Annotated in this window: 13 protein-coding genes and 1 tRNA gene; 4 read left to right on the top strand and 10 right to left on the bottom strand. The window is 54.3% G+C overall.

All coding sequences use genetic code 11. From position 1 onward, the window contains the following. Positions 1-277: 277 nt before the first annotated feature. The 4 genes from L9H78_RS02935 to L9H78_RS02920 all read right to left on the bottom strand — a co-directional run bounded on the left by L9H78_RS02935 (position 278) and on the right by L9H78_RS02920 (position 4,838). Entirely contained in the window at positions 278-718 is a 441-nt protein-coding gene (locus tag L9H78_RS02935) for an aminoacyl-tRNA deacylase (RefSeq protein ID WP_249620442.1), read from the bottom strand. Positions 719-737: 19 nt separating this feature from the next. Further along, positions 738-1,370: a LysE family translocator gene (locus L9H78_RS02930; protein ID WP_249620441.1), complete on the bottom strand. Its 633-nt coding sequence runs from the start codon at positions 1,368-1,370 to the stop codon at positions 738-740. A gap of 177 nt (positions 1,371-1,547) precedes the next feature. Then, positions 1,548-1,624 (bottom strand) — tRNA-Met (locus L9H78_RS02925). 202 nt (positions 1,625-1,826) lie between these two features. Then, positions 1,827-4,838 carry a UPF0182 family protein gene (locus L9H78_RS02920; RefSeq protein WP_249620440.1) on the bottom strand — a complete coding sequence of 1,004 codons (3,012 nt, stop codon included), beginning with the start codon at positions 4,836-4,838 and terminating at the stop codon, positions 1,827-1,829. A 110-nt stretch (positions 4,839-4,948) separates the two neighbouring features. On the opposite strand from L9H78_RS02920, the gene L9H78_RS02915 reads away from it, so the two are divergent. Then, the gene (locus L9H78_RS02915) at positions 4,949-5,584 is read left to right on the top strand and encodes a PPA1309 family protein (RefSeq protein WP_249620439.1); all 636 of its coding nucleotides are present in this window, start codon (positions 4,949-4,951) and stop codon (positions 5,582-5,584) included. A gap of 11 nt (positions 5,585-5,595) precedes the next feature. On the opposite strand, the gene L9H78_RS02910 is transcribed toward L9H78_RS02915, so the two are convergent. Then, on the bottom strand, positions 5,596-5,991 hold the full coding sequence (locus tag L9H78_RS02910) for a hypothetical protein (RefSeq protein WP_249620438.1): 396 nt from the start codon (positions 5,989-5,991) through the stop codon (positions 5,596-5,598). Positions 5,992-6,055: 64 nt separating this feature from the next. Between L9H78_RS02910 and L9H78_RS02905 the strand changes: the two genes are divergently transcribed. Further along, the gene (locus tag L9H78_RS02905; protein ID WP_052013833.1) at positions 6,056-6,385 is read left to right on the top strand and encodes a hypothetical protein; all 330 of its coding nucleotides are present in this window, start codon (positions 6,056-6,058) and stop codon (positions 6,383-6,385) included. Positions 6,386-6,411: 26 nt separating this feature from the next. On the opposite strand, the gene L9H78_RS02900 is transcribed toward L9H78_RS02905, so the two are convergent. After that, entirely contained in the window at positions 6,412-7,524 is a 1,113-nt protein-coding gene (locus L9H78_RS02900) for a YlbL family protein (RefSeq protein ID WP_249620437.1), read from the bottom strand. A gap of 90 nt (positions 7,525-7,614) precedes the next feature. Between L9H78_RS02900 and L9H78_RS02895 the strand changes: the two genes are divergently transcribed. Continuing rightward, positions 7,615-9,063, top strand: a complete 1,449-nt coding sequence (locus tag L9H78_RS02895; RefSeq protein WP_249620436.1) for a zinc-dependent metalloprotease — start codon at positions 7,615-7,617, stop codon at positions 9,061-9,063. A gap of 40 nt (positions 9,064-9,103) precedes the next feature. Next, the gene (locus tag L9H78_RS02890; protein WP_249620435.1) at positions 9,104-10,087 is read left to right on the top strand and encodes a hypothetical protein; all 984 of its coding nucleotides are present in this window, start codon (positions 9,104-9,106) and stop codon (positions 10,085-10,087) included. Here L9H78_RS02890 and L9H78_RS02885 read toward each other — a convergent pair. The 4 genes from L9H78_RS02885 to L9H78_RS02870 are packed head-to-tail and all read right to left on the bottom strand — an operon-like array spanning position 10,014 to position 19,938. After that, on the bottom strand, positions 10,014-12,062 hold the full coding sequence (locus L9H78_RS02885; protein ID WP_249620434.1) for an ATP-dependent DNA helicase UvrD2: 2,049 nt from the start codon (positions 12,060-12,062) through the stop codon (positions 10,014-10,016). The two genes, L9H78_RS02890 and L9H78_RS02885, sit on opposite strands and share 74 nt — an antisense overlap. 12 nt (positions 12,063-12,074) lie before the next feature. Beyond that, positions 12,075-13,316: a potassium channel family protein gene (locus L9H78_RS02880; RefSeq protein WP_249618406.1), complete on the bottom strand. Its 1,242-nt coding sequence runs from the start codon at positions 13,314-13,316 to the stop codon at positions 12,075-12,077. 9 nt (positions 13,317-13,325) lie between these two features. Next, positions 13,326-16,760 (bottom strand): ATP-dependent helicase, encoded by a 3,435-nt coding sequence (locus L9H78_RS02875; RefSeq protein ID WP_249620433.1) that lies wholly within the window; start codon positions 16,758-16,760, stop codon positions 13,326-13,328. Next, on the bottom strand, positions 16,753-19,938 hold the full coding sequence (locus L9H78_RS02870; RefSeq protein ID WP_249618404.1) for an ATP-dependent DNA helicase: 3,186 nt from the start codon (positions 19,936-19,938) through the stop codon (positions 16,753-16,755). The genes L9H78_RS02875 and L9H78_RS02870 overlap by 8 nt, the downstream gene beginning before the upstream one ends. Positions 19,939-19,941 lie beyond the last annotated feature (3 nt).

The following is a 19,941-nucleotide window of genomic DNA, read 5'->3' as shown; positions in this document are numbered from 1 at the left end:
GTTGATTCGCGGGCGCGGCGGAAGCTGCCGCGAATTAATTCCGCCCATCTGAATCCCCCTCCCCTTTCAACCCACATAATGTTATTCAGAACACAATAACATAAAGGGGAGTTATCTGCCATAAATCGGACAATCTGGAAGCTGCCCCAAAAATTGATCAGGACGCCACGTTTGAACGGGTGAAATGGTGGAATAAATCCAGGCTCCACCAACGATTGGGATACTGCCCCGGGCGTTAGTATCACACCTAAATAACCGTCATCGTTGCAACGACCCCCTAGAATCCAAGCTCGGTAGGAACGTAAATCCCTACAACACTCTGATCTACCGCAGCTTCCAATTCCTGACGGCTAATCAGGTATTTGCGGCCCAATTTTCCCCCTCCAATGTAAAACTCGTCACCCTTGATAGCATTCAGATCCGCCACAACAGGAAGGCCTTCAGGAACCCCAATCGGGCCGATACTATCTCTTTCCATACCAGTTAATGCCAAAGCTTCATCCATCGGAAGAAACGACGTTTTACCGCCCAAGGGTTGCTTGAGACCTTTACTATCTAAGCGATGAGTGGCAGGAACCAGAACGAGAGCATTTCGCCGCTCCCCTGACATCTTGGTAGAAACCACAATCGAATTCAGACTTTGCTCCGCAGTAGCACCAGTCTCCTTCAAAAAAGTCGCAGTGTCTGAGATATCAGGATTGACATGAAGAACACGCATAGTTTTTCCTTTTTATTGCTTAGACAAGTTCGAAGATATAGAAGACACCAATAGAAATAAGGACAATTCCCGGCAGGAAACGAACAGCAGGAATTCGGGCCAGAGGCGAATTCGCTGCTGCTTTCAACAGCACGGACATCATGAGAAATACCAGCAGAGTCACCACTAGCAGAAGACCGAGAACCAGGGATTTCTGGCTGAATCCAGCGTAGTGGCTCATCATTTGAGTAAAGAAAGAGGTAAAGAAAACCAATGTCTTTGGATTCGAAATGTTGGTGACAAAACCCAATCGGAGCGACTTAGCCCACGTACCGGTCTCTGACGATCGCGCCGAAGGAATCGATTCTGTCACGACTTGGTCTCTGTGATTGCTTGCTGGCCTCGCTGCATCACGGAGAGCCAGAACACCCAATATCACGAGAACCACGCAGCCGACCATCGGTAGCACGACTCGCAGAGTAGGAACAGCGACCAGCAACGCCTCGATACCCACCAGCGAAAGCACTGACCACACCGCCACTCCCAGCGCAGCGCCGAGAGCCGTCCAGAACCCCGCACGCAGGCCATATCGCGAGGTTTGCAGGCCGATAGAAATAATGTCAGGACCCGGCATCGCCATAACGAGGGCCCAACTAAGAAAATCAGCTAGCACTCTCGTCTCCCTTGGCTCTTGTTGGGCTCCACGCGGTGATGATTGCGAGGTCGAAGATTACTGCATCTCCTGCTTCTGCTCACTCTGACATGTAGGGTTAGGGTTAGAGTTAACCCAAAATCATACATACGAAAAATCCCCAGCGGCGCTAGGCGCCACTGGGGATTCATTGAATATTGGTAGCGGGGACAAGATTCGAACTTGCGACCTCTGGGTTATGAGCCCAGCGAGCTACCGAGCTGCTCCACCCCGCGTCGGATGATATTCAATTCATCTGTCAGCTAAAGGCCTTCACTTTTGTGCACCTTTGCGATCTCTCGCTCGCTGACATCATGTAACTATACATACCATCGCTAGATATGCCAAATCCCGCCATGCGCTGGGCACACAGCGGGATTATCAACGATCGTAAAGCGATATCTTATTGGCGTTGCATCGCTGCCAATCGTGCTATCGCTAGTTCTGCGACTGGTAGTTTTCCACCGCACGGTCCAAGCGATCCAGCGCACGTCCGTATTCCTCGAAGGAACCATCCCGTGCCTTCTCCAGATCACGGAGAGCATCATTAATAGCGTCGACGCCTTGGCCACTAGCTGGCGGGGTTGGACCAGAACGATCCGCAGAATCGCGATCCGAGTCAGCATCTTTGTCGCTGGAAGCCGAAGCACCAGCCTCTGCAGTATCAGCCGCATCAGCATCATCGGAGGAACCACGGGAACTGTCCTCGTCACCATCGACCAGGTCGATATCCTGTGCCGCCTGCGAGTCGATGCCTACCTGTTCCAGTGCCTCACCAATAGTTGGTGCATAACCAATGCGGCCCTTGTAAGAAACCAACACACGCAGCAGCTTCGGGAAGGCCGAATCTTGGTCCTTACGCTCGGCGTAAATCGGCTCCAAGTAGAGGATTTCACCGCCGCCTACCGGCAAAGTCAGCAAGTTACCGTTGTAGAGCTCGTTCGTGCGCTCCCACAGACCACGGTCACCAGCAACCTGGTCAGACGACATCATCGCATCCTGCGCCTGGCGCGGACCTTGCGTCTGCGTATTCGTCGGCAAGACACGCACGGTGATGTCACCGTAGTTTTCCGGATCCGAAGACACCGTCATGTGCGCCGACAGGAATTCACGCTCCAAACCACGGAACGGAGTAACCATCTGGAAGCTGGACTTGTCCGGGTTTTCTGGGTCCGCAGCCATCACGTAATACGGAGGCTGCGGCAACTCCTGGGATTCCGGCTGGGTTGGGTCCAGAGGAACCGACCAGAAAGCATCGTTGGAGAAGTACACGCCTGGGTCATCCACGTGGTAGCGCGCGAGCAAGTTGCGCTGCACCTTGAAGATATCTTCTGGGTAGCGGAAATGTGCACGCAGCTCATCAGAAATCTCGGATTCATCCTTCACGGTGTCCGGGAATACTCCGCGCCACGCATCCAATACCGGGTCTTCGGTATCAAACTCGTACAGCTCCACGGTGCCGTCGTAGGCATCCACCGTGGCTTTCACCGAGTTCCGGATATAACCAATGCGGTCGTTAATCAAACGCTGCTCGGTGCCATCCGGGTTCAGTGCGTCGCGAGTAGCCTGCGACAACGACATCTCCGTGCTGTAGGGCATCGCATCCAAGGTGGTGTAGCCATCCACGATCCACTTGATCTTGCCGTCGACCACAGCCGGGTAGGTGTGCGAATCGGTGGTCAACCACGGGGCAACCTTTTCGACGCGAGCGCGTGGGTCGCGGTCGTACAGAATCTTCGATTCTGCACCAACGCGGTCCGACAGTAGGAAGTTCATCTCCTGGTATTTCGCGGCATAGATCGCACGCGTGAACCAGTTGCCAATGCCTACCCCGCCTTCGCCGGTGTAGGTGTACGACGAAGAATCAGTGTCGTATTCCACGTCGTTGTCAGTGCCTCCAACAATTGCGTAGTCCAGACCATCTTGGGCTGAGGCAATGACCGGGCCGTAGTACACACGCGGCTGATCCACCTTGATGCCGAGTTCTTCAGCATCTTCGTCCTCGGCACGGGAAGCCAAGGTCTGCAAGTCAGAAACCGTGTATACCGGGAAACCACCACGAGTGGAACCAGCGGATTCTGCGGCTTCGTTGATGGTATTGGCTTGCGCTGCCACGAAACCGTTACCGTGGGTGTATACGGTGTGGCGGTTAATCCAAGAACGCTGGTTTTCCCGTAGTGCATTCGGATCCAACTCACGAGCGGCCACCACGAAATCACGCTGTTCCCCGTCGATCTCATAGCGGTCCATGGACAACACATCAGGGAAACCGTAGAAGTTACGCAGTTGTTGTTGCTGGGTAAACGTCGGCGCCAAAATGTCTGGATCGAGCAGACGCAGGTTGGAAATGGTGTTTTCGTCTGCAGCGACGTCGTCATCAGAGACTTCTTCCGCGCCCCAGTTCGTCTCATACTCCACGTTGGTTTCATCGATGTTGTAGGCGAAACGGGTGGCGTCGATATTGCGCTCAATCGATTGTGCTTCTTTCAGCGCGCGGTTCGGCTGCACAGAGAACTGCTCCATCAGCATCGGCCATGCAGTACCAACAGCGATGGAGGTCACCAGCATCAGCACCACGGCCAGGCCTGGGATGCGCAGATCCTTGATCACGATAGCCATGAAAAATGCTACGGCCACCAGCGCAGAAACCACGATCAAAATGATCTTGGCCGGCAAATCTGCATGCAGGTTGGTAAACGAAGCACCAGCGAAAATATCGTGCTGGTTAAACAAAATGGTGTAGCGATCCAAGAAGTAGCTGGCAACCTGCACTAGCATCCACAAACCGGCAATAACGGCTAGTTGAATGCGCGCAGGCTTCGATACCGAGCCCTTTACCCCCGCTGCCTGGCTACCAACGCGGATCCCGCCCAGGATGTAATAGCCCACCAGCGAGAGCACAAAACTAATGATCAAAAGCACGCTTAGCGAGGACACCAGAATATTCAACAGTGGCAGGTTAAAGGCATAAAAGCCCAGATCCATACCGAATTCTGCGTCTTCACGGCCAAAATCACCGCCGTTTAAAAACAATAGAACCGTGCGCCAGTAGGCCTGGCCCATAAACCCTGCCGCGAGTGCGATAATCAGCGGTGCGCCATAGAGGAATTTGCGCATCGTCGCAGCAATGGAATCTCGGTACTGATACACCGGCGAGTTGACATCCGCCATCGAGACATCGCTCGGACGGTTTTTCCAGGTAAGCCAGCTAATCAAGAAGGTTACAAGCCCCGCGACGATACCGAAGGCGAAAAACAGGATGATGCGGGTAATAATCGCAGTGGTATAAACCCCGCGGAAATCAACCTCACCAAACCATTGCCAGTCGGTGTATAAGGACACGACCAGCGGCCCGAGAGCAAAAAGCACTACGATGATGCCCACGAGCCACGATAAAATTCGCGGCGGTTTACGCAGATTAGTTGACGGTTGGTTAAGGCTGCTAGCCAAGTCCAACTCCTTTAAAATAATCGAAAACGGAAAGCGTTATAGTGATCTAGCTTAGGCAATAGTCGACCGAAACAAAAGCACTAGCCAATCGAAAAAAGGACGAATTTCTGATGAATACGCAGCAGATAACTCAGCCAATGCTTAATCGCGCGATGATGGAAGCCGTCGACTTCATTCACCCAGAAGGCTGGGACTGCCCGCCGACGCTTTTCGCCTTGGTGCCCACTAGTTTGCTCGCCCAACACGCAGTGGATGTCGACGACGACTCTCCCCTAACCCTCGTTGTGCAAGATGACCTGCCGAGCAATATTGAACCCGGCTCCGAGCACCTGGCCGACTATGTCTCGCGAGTTATCTGGCCAGACAACGTCGTCGGTGCGGTGTTGGCACAAGAGATCAAGTTCAAGGACACAGCAGATTCACAGAGTTCGAAGCCACGGCCTGCACGCCTGTTTTCCGGCGTGATCCGTGAAGAATTCGCCGCCACCAATAATTCAGATTTCGTGGTCGACGAATTGCTTGTCGACGACGCCGACGACTCCGGCGACTCCGGCGACGCGCAGACCACAGGAACAGAAGGTATAGAGCAGACCTTGCTACAGTTACGCCCTACCGAAGAAGAGCTTGCCGACGCCGGCCCGTTCGCCGAAGACGATATCCAGCTGCGCGGTGGCCCTGGTATTGCTCCTGGTGTTATCGCCGCCTTGCGGCATGGCTTAGACCAAAATGGTAGTGGCATACTCTAAAGTCTCAATAGTCACAATAGTCTCAACCAGAGATTGCAAGTTTTGCCGAACCCGGGAGTTGTCGTGTCCGCCATCTTTTCTGCTCGCACTTTTCGCACGCGAGCTGTCACACTCGCAGCCAGTGCAGCCTTACCACTAGCACTCGTGTCTTGCTCTTCCGACGGCGGCAACTCCGATAATTCGGCACAACCAGGAACCTCCACCACTACTACTGCTGCAACGTCGAGCAGCACCACTTCGAGTAGCGAAACCACGACCAGTAGCACGTCGACAAGCAATACAACCAACACTGCTTCTACCAGCACTGCACCTACCAGCACCACTGGCGCAGAAGGATCTGCTGCAAGCAGCGCCGGAGTCGCGGCAGACAAATCCCCTGCCTCGACCGGAACTTCGACGCAATCCACACAATCTAGCAACCCCGTAGAACTACCGGAATCAGTAGAAAATGCCTACGAAATTTTCGGTTCCTTGGTTCCACGGTCCTTATTCGAAGAATTCGACACCTGCGAGGCCGTCGGCATGCAAAGCTACTACAACTGCACCGGGGCTTCGGTGGGACAATTCCAATTCACTGAATCAAAATCCAAGGCTGTCTCTACGCTGCAAACGCTAACCGAGCTGCGCACCTCACAGGTCGTGGACGATTCCGGTGACCGCGTCGTCGGTTGGTCCTCGTTGGGTTCCACGGTGATCATCACGGTGGTAAGCACCGAATCCGGCCTGGTTATGCAGCACATGATTTCTGGTGATGCGGAAGAACCGGAGCAAAAAATCAAAGAATTAGGGTTGGCGAACTAACCAATTCCCCTGGCAGAAATCAGTTTTTATAGCTCCGTCGCGCAGGTCTCGACTTCACCACCGTGGGCAAAGGCATCCATCGCCGCAATGGCATCATCCAGGGTGTCAACTTTCGCGATAACCATGTCTCCGTGATCGGCGCGAACGGCTTCCGCACAGTTTTCTGTGGGCGCCAAAAACAATTCTGCACCCACCTCGTGTGATTTCGCTACCTTGTGCGCAATCCCTCCAATAGGCCCGACCTTTGCACTAGCAGAGATAGTTCCCGTACCAGCGACGAACTTCCCGCCTGTGAGGTCACCCTCGCTGAGCTTGTCAATCACTGCCAAGGAAAAAATCATGCCTGCCGACGGACCACCCACATCTTGCAAGTTATACGTGACATTAATGTCAGCATCCGGGACCGAGGTCATGGTAATTCCCAGCAATGCCTCGCCCTTAGCATGTGGGTTTTCTAAAAGTTCGACGTCTTCGTCGTGTTTTTCACCATCACGCTCAAACTCCAAACGGATAGTTTCTCCCGGCTTATGCGAACGCACCGCATTTTGCACATCTTCGGGAGCAGTTACCTTGCGACCGTCGACTTTCACTAGTACGTCGCCGTCGGCAAGCTGCTTGGTACCTGCAGAAATGTCCAATACTTGGGCAATCGCTGTGCGTGTCGGAATATCCAAATAGTTCAACGCCGCCACCGTGGCCGCATCTTCCGAAGCCGTAAACGCTGCCTCGTTTTGTTCCTGGAATTGCTCACGATTGGTGCCTGGCGGATAAATCTTCTCGATCGGCACAATCGTGTCACCAGACCCGATCCACCGCCCAAAAGCTTGTGCAACAGTCATATTGGTGCGCACGGAAACCGTCGTCATGTTCAGGTTACCTGCGGGGTTTTCGTCCACCGTAAAATCTTCACCGGCTTCAACAGCAACCACCGGGGTTCCGCTGACCTCACTCAAAGTATTAAACGTGGGGCCTTTACCTTCAGCAGCATAAGGAACCGCCAAGGAAATATTGGTGCCGGGAATATGGTCCATGCTAACCAACGCACCGAGGATGACCACGGGAATTGCCCCCAACGCAACCGAGCCCAATCCAGGTTTTTTCGTGGTGTCAGCATCGTTCTTCTTGGCAGCATCATTCACGACTCACAGACTACCCTGTTCGCTGTCAGCGTTGCGATTTCCGGAGCCTGCCACAAGCGAAGCCGACGTCATCTTCTGTAAGTTGGAGACATGACTAACGGATTCGGATTTTCCTTTCCCAACAGTGGCAACGGTGATGACGACGATGACCGTAACCACAACAGGCACGGTGGCGCCGGTGGTCTCGGCGATATGCTGAACCAATTCGGCCAGATGTTGTCTGGCATGGGCTCGTCGATGAACAACAGCAGCGACGATTCCCCAGTCAATTACGACATGGCCAAGCGCATCGCCGGCCAGCAAATCAAATCTGCAACAAAAATTTCTACCCAAGACACCAAAGCGGTAGAAGAAGCAGCCCGGCTAGCCGAACTGTGGTTAGACGATTCCACCAACTTGCCCACATCAGAAAACCGGATGGTTGCCTGGAACGCCGAAGACTGGCTACAGCAGACTCTTCCGATGTGGAAACGCTTTGTTGATCCAGTAGCCAAGCACATGAACAAGGCTCAGCTGGATTCGATACCGGAAGAAGCCCGGCAGATGATGGGCCCAATGTCGAATATGATGAACCAGCTTTCCGGAATGAACTTCGGCATGCAGTTAGGCCATGCGTTGGGCGACCTTGCACAACAGGCGCTGACAGGTTCGGACTTCGGCTTGCCGGTTGCGCCGACAGGCACCACAGCGATTTTGCCGCATAACATCCAATCCGTCGCGCGTGATCTCAACGTGAAAGGCCAGGAAGTTTTGGTCTACATCGCCGCACGAGAAGTCGCCCGCCAGCGCCTGTTCAAACACGTTCCGTGGTTGAGTGAGCGCCTAGTGTCTTCCGTCGAGGAATATGCAGTGGGCTTAGTTATCGATACCAGCCATATCGAAGAGGCCGCGCGCGATCTGAACCTGGAATCCGGTGACCCGCAATCAATTCAAGACGCGATGCAGAATCTGCAGGGCATGGACTTGTCCCCTCGGATTACCTCACGCAACACAGCGGCCGTCGCGCGCTTGGAAAGCTTATTGGCTCTTATCGAGGGCTGGGTCGAATTCATCGTTGGCGAAGCGCTACAGGACCGTATTCCTTCTACCCAGGCCATGGCCGAAGCATGGCGCCGCCGCCGCGCTTCCGGGGGATCAGCAGAAAAAGCCTTCGAAAAAGTTGTTGGTATTGAACTCAGCGCACCGCGAGTAACCGACGCTGCGGAATTGTGGCGTCGTTCCACCGTTGCAGTGGGCATCGATCGGCGGGACTCAGTTTGGGAACACCCAGACTTTTTGCCGCAACCAGAACACTTGGATAATCCTGCCGCATTCATCGATGGTTTATTAGATGACAGTGACGACCAGGAATTCGAGGCCGAGTTCGCGAAGCTGGAAGAGATGCTGCGCAGTGAGGACGTCAAAGAAAGCGGCAGCGACGAAAACGGCCACGAAGAAAGCGGCAGCGCTGAAAACAACAGCACCGAAAACAACGGTGCTGAAAACAGCAGCGACGGTGCCGATTCTGAGGGAAACAACGACCAAGACGGTTCACGCTAATATGGTGTGAGTTAAACCGCACAACTCTCGGGGGGATTGTATGGGAGACGAGCAACACCGGTTTTATTTCGCGCCCGGTGTGCGCGTTGTCCAACGTAATGAAAATTGCCTACAGTTTGGGGTGGATTCCACCCGCGTGGGCATCATCGAAACCACACGGCCAGAGACATTAGCCACAAGCTTGCATGAACTTCCGCATGTGTTTAATCGCAAGGATTTTTCCATCGCCAGCCACAGTGCTGGATTAACCCAGCCTGCGGCGCACAGTTTATTCGACGATTTACTGGCCTACGGCATCATTCGTCCAGCGCTATCCCGGCCAGTAATTGTCCTCGGTACCGGGTTTTTGGCAACAATGCTGCGCAACGCATTAACTGATGCCGACTTTCTGGTGCGCTCGCCTTTGCCAGGCGAACCAGAAGAAACCTATCTCAGCATGCAAAATGCCCAAGACAACAATATTCCAGTGCTCGTGGTTGACCGGTTAGCAGAGACCACCACTATGGCACCGCTATTGTTAGCAATGGCTCGTACCTGGATTCCCGTCTCGTTAATCGATGCCACTGGTGTCGTCGGCCCTATTCATATCAACGCGATGGGTCCGTGCCCACTATGCATGGAGTTACATCGCACCGACCGCGACCCCACGTGGCACGCTGCGACCCAAGGTCTGCGGTCACATCAGACAAGTCCGGGAAGCACAGCGTCACCAGGCAGCAAAGCAAACAAAGGAAAGAAAATCGCCGACGGCAGTATGCAACACTTCCCCACTGCAGCTGCGCATTCCGCGGTCGCACACGTTATCGTGACTTTGGAGAGCTTCTACCAGCTCAGCCCACCACCCGGGGCTTCCCCACACAGGATTCATCCCGGCCAGCTCTACGAATTAGATCCCTATGCCCGCCCGCAACAGCGCATCGTTGACAACCATCCACGTTGCCCAGAATGTTTTATGCATACTGACGGACGATATCGAGCAGATCCTGCCCAAACAGTTCAGCCTTTTTCTGGCCTATTCCGCTGATCGCATAAAGCTCATCCACCGTAGTCGGCAATGCTTCACTTATTGCCTGCAAAGTCGCATCGGAAAAAATAATATACGCCGGGACCTGTTCTTCCCTGGCTACCCGCGCCCGCCAGCCCCGCAGCTGGCCAAAGAGGTCTTCGTTTCCAGGCGATTCACACTCTGCATGCCTACCCACGACTTTCTCGCCCGGGGTGGTCAATGCTTCCCTACACACCCGGCATTTTTTCGTCTTCCGCACCCGAGCCGCCGACGGCTCCTCACGGGTGCTCTGCGCGACTAGGCCATCCAGAAACCTGGTTCGTTTGCGGCTTGCGCGGCCACCTTCTTGCCGGGCAGGCGCCCAGGACAACGCCAGGTGTTTCCGTGCACGGGTAATACCGACATAAAACAGACGCCGTTCTTCCTCAATCTGTTCATCACCGGCATCAATCGCGTAGCGAAACGGCAATAATCCTTCGGTAAGGCCCGCCAAAAAGACGGCATCCCATTCCAGTCCTTTCGCCGCGTGCAAGGTCACCAACGTCACGCTGTCGACGGCCGGAGGTTGTTTATCCGCGGCTCGGCGGCGCAGCTCACCCAATACGACTTCTAAGGAGTCCGTGTTCCGCAGCTGCACAATATCTTCCACGAGGTCAACCAAAGCACGGAGCAATTGCCAACGCTCACGCTCTTGTGCACCATCGGGTTCTTGCGTCGAATAGCCCAGTGGCGCTAACGCCGCCCGCGCAATAGCAACAGGGTCCGGTGGCAGATCGTTTTGCAGGTTGGCACGGATTAGCTGCTGCATGGCATCAACGATCACGCGATTTTCGAAAAAGCTCGTGCCACCGCGAACTTGGTACGCAATGCCGGCGTCGGCAAGAGCTTGCTCCAGCACCGCGGACTGGGCATTGATGCGATACAGCACAGCGATTTCTTTAGCTGGCACACCTTGGTCTAGCAACGTGAGGATCTGCCCAGCAATCTCACGGGCTTCCGCTGGGTCAGACTCGAATTCACGAAATATCGGCTCTGGGCCGGGTTCACGCATACCTTGTAACTCCAGGCGTGTGCCAGCGATCCGGCCTTTCGCTGCACCAATCACCTGATTTGCCAAAGTAGTGACCTGCGGGGTGGAACGATAGTCTCTTTGCAGCTTAACGACGTGCGCGTTGGGGAAATGCCGCGAAAAATCCAGCAGGTACTGTGGCGTGGCGCCGGTAAATGAATAAATAGTCTGGTTCGCATCACCAACGACGGTGAGATCGTCTCGATCGCCTAACCAACCTTCCAACACCCGCTGCTGCAACGGCGTAACGTCCTGATATTCATCAACGACAAAAGTGCGGTAGCGCTGCCGGAATTCTTCGGCCACGGCTGGAGCATTTTCCATGGCGCCGGCAACGTGCAGTAAAAGATCCGAAAAATCCAGGTGCATGCCCTCGTCGCTGGTTTTCAGCTGCTCGTAGCGCCGGTACACCTCCGCCACTTGTTCCGCGGGCAGCGGTGGAGTGCGGTCAGTGCTGTCAACGTATGCGGCATAGCCATCCGCACCCAACAGGCTGGATTTCGCCCACTCGATCTCGTTGAGCAAGTCGCGGATAGTGTCTTTGCTTGGCGCATTCGTTACCGAGCGGGCGGCGCGAGCAACAACGGGAAACGCGCTGTCCAGAAGTTTCCACTTCACATCACCGGCGATTTGTGGCCAGAAATAGCGCAACTGACGCCGAGCCGCGGCGTGGAAAGTCATCGCCTGGACTCCCCCGATATTCATGCTGGCAAGGCGATCACGCATCTCACCGGCTGCGCGGGAAGTATAAGTCAGAGCCAGCACACTGTTAGTGGTGGCAAAGCCTTGATCAATCAGGTGCGCAATCCGGTACGTGATGGTGCGAGTTTTACCAGTACCGGCGCCAGCAATGATCGCAACCGGACCCCGCGGCGCCGTAGCAGCAGCACGCTGATCGTCATCCAACACATCCAGATTCACCATTGGCTAACCCCCCTATTCGTTTCCACCGGATTCTTTGCTTTTCAGCTCACGCTGCTCATCAATATGGCGGCCGTGGCAATCCCCGGAGGTATCAGTCACTTCTCGACTCTTAGATTCCCGGTGCGATTTATCTTTCACTTGCTTGGCTTTGCCGCCGAGACGTTCCATCTCGCGTTTTTCGTTCTGCTTCTTCCGTTCTGTCTCATCACTTTTGCGGATGTACAGCAGACGGTCTTGTGCACGCAGCTCCAGGGTTTCATCCATATCCACACGGTAAACCCGATCATTACGAATCACGCTGAGCACAATATCCGATAAATGTCGCGGATTGGCACCAACCTCATAGCTAGCAACCGGGCGTTCTGCGACCGAGAAGCCTTCCGAGGGCGAAAGCAGATCATCCATCATTTTCACCACCGATGGCGTGGACGTCGACAAGCCCAACAAACGGCCTGCGGTTTCTGAGGAAACCACAGTGGAATTTGCGCCAGATTGCAAAAGGAGGTGCCGGTTTTCTACCTCCCGCACTGCAGCGGAAATCTTTGCCTTTTTATTCATTTCCCGTGCCGACAAAGTGGCCAAGACATTAGTGTCGTCACTATTGGTGGCCACAACGACGTTTTTCGCACGTTCGATACCAGCGATTTTCAAAACATCCGACTTGGTGCCTGAGCCTTGCACAGTCACCACTTCTTGTGCTTCTGCTACGCGCAGGCAGGCACGCTCTGGGTCCACAACCACAATATTGCGCACATCGGTACCGTCATCGAGCAACGCCTGCATCGCGGATTGCCCCTTCGTACCAAAGCCGATGATAATTGTGTGATCGTGCACGTGTTTTCTCCATTGCTGAATCTGGAACGTTTTGCGTGAGCGCTCCGTCAGCACAGACAAGGTTGTGCCGACGAGCAAAATTAGGAACATTAACCGGGCTGGGGTAACCAAAAGGATATTGGTTAAACGGGCACCGGTGGTGACAGGAACAATATCGCCGTAGCCGGTCGTTGTCAGCGAAATAGTCGAATAGTACAACGCATCAATGAGATTGAGTTTTTCGTTGTAACCTTCTTGTCCGATATAGACAACAGCAGCGACGCCTGTGACGATAGCTGCTGCCAGCATGAACCGGCGCAAGATCAGAAAAAATGGGTGCGTTCGCATGCCTTCGGGGATATGAATGACATCCTCTAAGGCATAATTCGGCAGCGAAGTAAGCTCAAATCGCCGCAGCTTCGCTCTGATTCTTCCGCGCATTGCTGTGTTCTAGTTTCCTTTATTATCACTGTGCCCAGCAGTTCCTGCCCCATTCTCGCGCTGCAGCATGCTCGCAAGCTGTCCAGCATCTGGGAGTTGCTTGGGTTCGAAAGTGTAATTATCCATGATGTAGTGGAACGCCGCACGTACCGGTTTTTCGGTGCCACTGAGGCGCTGCCATGCTTCACGATAGACCGCCAACTGAATAACCGCCGAACGCATCTGCTCGCCTTGCGGTGGCCTGCCGGTTTTCCAGTCGACCACCATCCATTCATCTCCCAAATCGAACACAGCATCCATACGGCCGCGGACGACGGAACTTCCCAAGCTAAATTCGAAGCCCTGCTCAACATTCGTCGGGGTTCTATCCGCCCAGGCGCTAGCAAGGAAAGCATCTTTCAATTTGTCGAAGTCTGCTTCCACGTTTTCTTCACTACCTGGCAGCTCCGTCTCGTCCAAAATCGCGTTGGCGCCATAGCGATCTTCGATCCATTGGTGGAATGCTGTACCTCGCTTGGCATAAGCATTTGGCTTAAACGGAACCGGGCGACGTTGTCTCCGAGCGAATTGAGTCGGATTATCACGCAAAGCAACCAACTCGGACGCAGTAAGCTCGCCTGGTATTTCTACATCAACAATGGGTGCAGAAAGCGCACGGTGTTCTTCAATAAGCGCGGTGGCTTCGCGTTCCCACAACGAGAACAACTCACCACCTAGTGCCGGGATTTCTTCATCAGTTCCTAGGCTTCCCATTGCTTGTTGCACTAGCTCAGCGCCACGCCGCACTTCCTCTCGAGGGCGTACTGCCGGAAATTGTGCAGTGACCCCGGTTAGAACTTCTCCGGCACGCTCTTCATTAGGAGTCGTCCCATCGAGCGGTCCGGTTTCTCCCATCTCTGTGACAGCCTTAGCGTCCGTCACGTCCCGAAGTTCATCGGCGTCGTCGTCAAGCTGCCAATGCACAATCCGGATTGGTGGCTGTTCTGCCTTCCGCTCGGATTCTTCTGCACGCTGCTGGGCATAACGATGCATCTCTGCAAAGTGTTCATACGGGTCCTTCTCCGACCCTGTGACCACCAGTTCATCTTCAGCCCGCGTTAATGCTACGTAGAATAAACGGGAATTTTCTTCCGCATCCACACCTTTTTGCGCAGCAACAAATGCCTCACCGTTGTTCTGGAATTCTTTACGATTTTCCGCTTCGAATAGTTGCGGCCAATCATGATGTGGAGTACGCGCAGCATCGGTCAAAAACGTACGAGTTTGCGCCTTGTAGGTGCTGGAATCAGCGTGACACACATACACCGAAGAAAACTCCAGGCCTTTCGACTTATGTGCAGTCATAATCTGTACCCGATTGTTCGCCTTCGGTGTCTCACCCGGTGCTAACGAATCTTCGTGCTCCCGCGCTAGCTCAGCATAATCAAGCCAAGCTGCGAGGGGTTCACCGTCAAATTCAGCAATGGCTTCTAAGGCTCTGTCCAAGTGCACTGCCCCCGCACGCCGATGTGTGAGCACTTCCGTACGGAGATGGAAGGTATCAATGATGTCAGCGAACAAGTCACTCAACGGCTTGCCCAGACAATAGGTGCGCAAATAACGAAGCTTCGAGGACAATTCAGCTATGCGTTCTAATCCCTCTGCGGAATAGCGTTCCGGCTCACCAAGATCGGCAATCGCGTCAGTCAGGCCAACTGTGTGATCAACTTCTTCCGCTAGGGCTTGCGCTAATTGTGCTTCCAGTATGTCTTCCGGCAACTGTGGTTCATCTACTGCTTGCATGTCGCTAGACTTCTCTGCTTCCTCGGCAGTCCCCGAAGTAGACTCCTCTGCTTGTCGCAAACGACCAGCCAAGTTTTTCGCACGAGCAGCCAAGGCTTTGATATCGACCATCCCCAACCCCACCGCAGGTCCAGAGACGATGCGCAATGCTGCTGCCCAATCATCTGGCCGCACCAGCATCGTTGCGATCGCCATCATGTCTGCAACTTCCGGGATTTCTAATAAGCCGCCCAGGCCAACTACCTCATACGGAACACCTTGTTCTTCTAAAGCTTCTGCAATGAACCCGGATTGCTTATTCTTCCGCACAAGTACTGCGGCGCTGAAACGAGCATGTGGGTCATGCTCACTTCGCTCCAAGTATTGCTGGTATTTCTGGTGCAGGTTTCCAGCAACCCACGAAATTTCTTCCTCCGCATTCGGCCAATACCCAAAACTCACCTCTCCGGTTCCCGCCCCGGCGCGTGGTTCCAGCGGGGCGACAGGGCGATCTGGGCCTGTTCCCAACACGGCATGGGACACTGTATTGGCAATGTCTAACACGGTGGATGGGTTGCGCCAGGAAGTGGTGAGTTCTTTGCTGGGAGCGAGCTGGTCTCCCTCAGCTCCAACTGGAAAATCCTGGGGGAACTGCGCCAGGTTTTCCGAGGTGGCTCCACGCCAACCATAGATTGCCTGCATAGGGTCACCGACTGCAGTTACCGTCAATCCTTCGTGTGGGGTATTACCGAACAAGTTGCGCAAAAGGACCCGTTGGGCATGCGAAGTGTCTTGGTATTCATCGAGCATGACTACCTTCGTCTGCCGTCGTTGTGAAACGCCTACTGACGGATGCTGTTGGGCTAACTGTGCCGCGGCGGACATCTGTTGGGTAAAGGTGACTGCATTACGCTCTATGAGTTCGCGTTCCAGTTGCTCGATCATCGGCAAATAATCGATGCGCAGTTGCTGGCGGTCAACCCAGTTTTGGACATCTTTATTAAGGTCTTTCCGCTGCCGTGGTGCTCGTGGCAAATATTCCACCTCAGCGAAAGCGCGCGCACATTCGCGGAAATCATCGGCGAAGCTCAGGTTATTCGCCATGCGTTCAAATAAATCCAGCAATTCCGTAACGATGCTGGATTCTTTTTTATCGGTCTCTAATTTTCCCTCATAGTTACGCACCACGGACTGTGCGATGGAGACCAAATGTGCACGAGTAATCAGCCGGGAAGTGGGCTCGACCGGCAGCAAAAGACCGTATTCGCGCACCAAATCCCCCGCATAAGAGTCATAGGTAGACACCCGTGGCGCAATGGTTTCCAGATTCGCACGCAAGCTCCCATCCGGATCTATTTCTGGCAAGCGTGGGGAGTCACGCAGCACCTGTAACCGGTCGCGGATACGTTTAGCTAACTCTTGTGATGCTTTGCGCGTGAACGTAAGACCAAGCACTTCTTCGGGCAAGGCGTACCGGTTGGCGACCAACCAGACCACGCGAGCTGCCATGGTTTCAGTTTTTCCGGCACCGGCGCCAGCCACCACCAGCAGTGGTCCAGGTTCCGCACCAATAATCTCGGCTTGTTGCTCTGTCGGAGCAAAGCGTTGTCCCAAGATCTCCGACAACAGCTGCGGGCTGACGATCCCAGAATTCTTGTGCCCAGTGTGCGTCGCATTAGACATTGGTGATCACTTCCCCTTCTCCCTGCGCTGGACAAACTGGACGCAGTGAGCAAAAGTCACAATGCTCCCCGGGCCGTGCCGTGACCGTCGGCCCGGATAATTCCTCAACCAAAGGTGGTAGCTGTGCCTGAAACTCTTGTAATTGTTCTTCGTCCAAGCGTGGTTGTTCCCGCGTACCGGCAGCTTTCGTCCGTCCCATTGGGTATAGCAGCATCGCCATACCGATCTCGACCCCGTCACCGGTGACCACACGCACTTCTTGTTTCTGATTCGTGATCAGCTTTCCCTTACTCAACGCGAGCTGGTACGCGCTTAGCTGGGGATTTTTCGCGGTTTCGCGAAAACTCGGCATTGCCGAGGACGACGAAGTTTTCAAGTCCACAATCACGTAGTTGCCTGCCTCGTCTTTCTCTAAACGATCGATTCGGCCACCGATGGAAATTCCCGGCATAATTTCAACAAAAACATCAACTTCGCTTCCTACGTATTCCAATGCATCACGTGTGCTCACTATCCACGCTTTGCTGCGTTCGAGTAGTTGCGTAAATCGAGCCTTCTCAGCAGCTTGGCGCCATATAGGACCACGGTAAATCTCTTGATATGCGGCTTCTGTTTTTATCTGTGCCCATTCAGGATCAACCCCGCGCCCGAGTGCTTCGAAATAAGCGTGGACCAATGTGCCCTGTCGCATGGCATCGGTGGAGGTGGAATCACCCAGCTTTTCGACGACCTCCCGCATCGGGCAATCCAGCAGCCCACGGATCCGTGACGGTGACAATCGGGTTCTCTCGGGTTTTGGCACTTCCCCAGCAACGGTCTCGGTGGCTGCCCACCACTGTGCCGGGTCTGCACCAGGAACCCCCGCTTCCGCCATACGCGCTAGTTGCCTTGCTGCTTGTCGGGTTTCTTGTTCGCCGGAGTCTGGAGAACACACAACGCGGCGTAATTCAGCAACCAGAGCCGATACGGACAATACCCGAGGTACTGTCAGCCCGCCGGTGTGCGTCTCGCCTGCAGTATCGGCACCGGATTCTGCATCATAAGGCTCCTTAGCTGCAGCAGCTGCTCGCTTTAGTGCCTCCTCCTGATCTTGTGCGGTAGCAGCCGAGACTATCCGCTCTGGTTCCAAATCAAATTTCAGGCACCAAGCATGAAAAAACCGGGACGGTTCAATAATTTCGTCGGCATGTGGTGCGTATACCGCTGTCACGATTTGCAACGCGCGAGCACGACTGGTGGCTACTCGGAAAAGACGACGTTCTTCACCCAAACGGTCTGTGGCATGTGAAACATATTCGTCGGGAGCGATGCCGTCATCCAGGAAATCCACCAAATCTTCCTGGCCGAACAGCGATCCGGTCTCTGAAAGATCTGGCCAACTTCCTTCTTGTACGCCGCTGACCACGACAGTATCCCATTCACGACCGATTGTCCCGTGTGCGCTGACGATTTCCACGGAATCTGTGCGCGAGCCACGTCGCTCACGCACACCAGTAGGCAGTTCTTGTTCCACAATATGCTGCACGAAGGTTTCTACGGATGCGTCCGGGCGGCGTTCTACAAAATCGCCCGCGGTATCGAACAGTGTCATCACCGCATCCAAGTCCCGGTCCGCCTGCGAACCGGCTGCTCCACCACGCAATGCAGTCGCTGCCATACGGCTAGATAGCTCGGTGGCATCCCATACTGCCCACAGGACGTCTTCAACGCTTCCGCCCTGCAGTGCTTCTCTGCCAGCTTGAATTACGCCACGAATGCGCACCAAAATATCAATTTCGCGTTCTGTAAGCAGTTCGGCAAAATCAGGTAAAGCTTCGTCAGTGCTCAGCAAATGCACCAAGCTATCAATGCCGCGTTGCTCCGGGTTGAAACGACGCAACCCACGTATCAGCCGACGCAAAGTAACCGGATCTGCACCGCCCACCGGACCAAGCACCAGCTTTTCCATCTCTGCACGGCTCAGATCTTCCTGCAGCGCCCTAATTCCTAGTAACAGGTGTGCAACAACGGGTTGTTCTGCCAACACGGTATCGGTGGGGCTGATATACACCGGAACCCCAGCCGCCAGTAACGACCGTCGAATGCCTGCCATATCCGCGGAAGAGCGCACTACTACAGCGATATCTGACCAGGAGATGCCATCATCGAGATGACGACGCCGCACTGCATCCACCACCGCAGCGCTGTTTTCCGTCCCGGAATCTGCCACTAAAGCCCGACGTTGTGGGCTGCGGTGCATGTCTCGTAATTCCACCGACTGGTCCGCCGGCAACTGGTCAAAAAATTCACTGCTCGCACCACGGAAATGAAAGATTGCATGCTCTCTATTACCGCCGACAACAGCAAGATCGCAACCATCAATCAGTGTTTGCACCAAGCGACCAGCAGTGGGATCAAGTAACTGGGCATCGTCAACGATAATGGTGTGCCATGGACTGAGCTCCCGAATCTCATCTAAATTACACGAGACTTCGGCCATCAACTCCGCGGCCGAATACCGGTAGGTGCCCTCTAGTTCCATCATTTGCGTGTATTCCCGCAAAAATTGCGCGGCAGCCGTCCACATCGGACGCTGAAATTCCTGGCCCAACTCTTCCAGTTGCTGCGCTGATACTCCACGTTCTACTGCCCGCAACAAAAAATCCCGTAGCTGTCGGCCAAAACCAAGATAGCTCAGGGCGGGTCGCACATCGACGGGCCAATCTACTGAACTTACAGCAACCTCAGACTCGCTTCCGGCAGCGGCCGCGGAGTATTCCTGCGCTTGCAAGCGCAGGATCTCACGCATCATCGCGTCTTGTTCAGCACCACTGATTAGCCGTAGCGGTAAATCAGTAACCAGGCGCAACAAACCAAAAGCTACTGAGTGGATAGAACGAACCAATGGCCCCTGCGAATAATATTGCGAGACTTTCTCCGACAATTCCCGCCGCAGCCGGGCGCCGGATTCTTTCGATGGCGCGATCACCACAATGCCGGAAGGGTCTTTGCCTTCCGCTAAACACTGCTCCACTCGTTCCACAGTGGTATCGATCAAAAAAGATGAGACACCGGAACCCGCTGGACCAGTGATTTTCCAGACCCCGGCTGCAGGCAGCTCTACAGGCCATTGTCTCTGTTGAGCTTGTCGAGTGTGAGATACCAGCCTGACTTCCGGGTTCGGATGCATTCTCGTCATGTA

The organism is Corynebacterium pseudodiphtheriticum (assembly GCF_023509295.1).
GTDB classification, from domain to species: domain Bacteria; phylum Actinomycetota; class Actinomycetes; order Mycobacteriales; family Mycobacteriaceae; genus Corynebacterium; species Corynebacterium pseudodiphtheriticum.
This window is presented reverse-complemented; position numbering and strand designations above follow the sequence as displayed.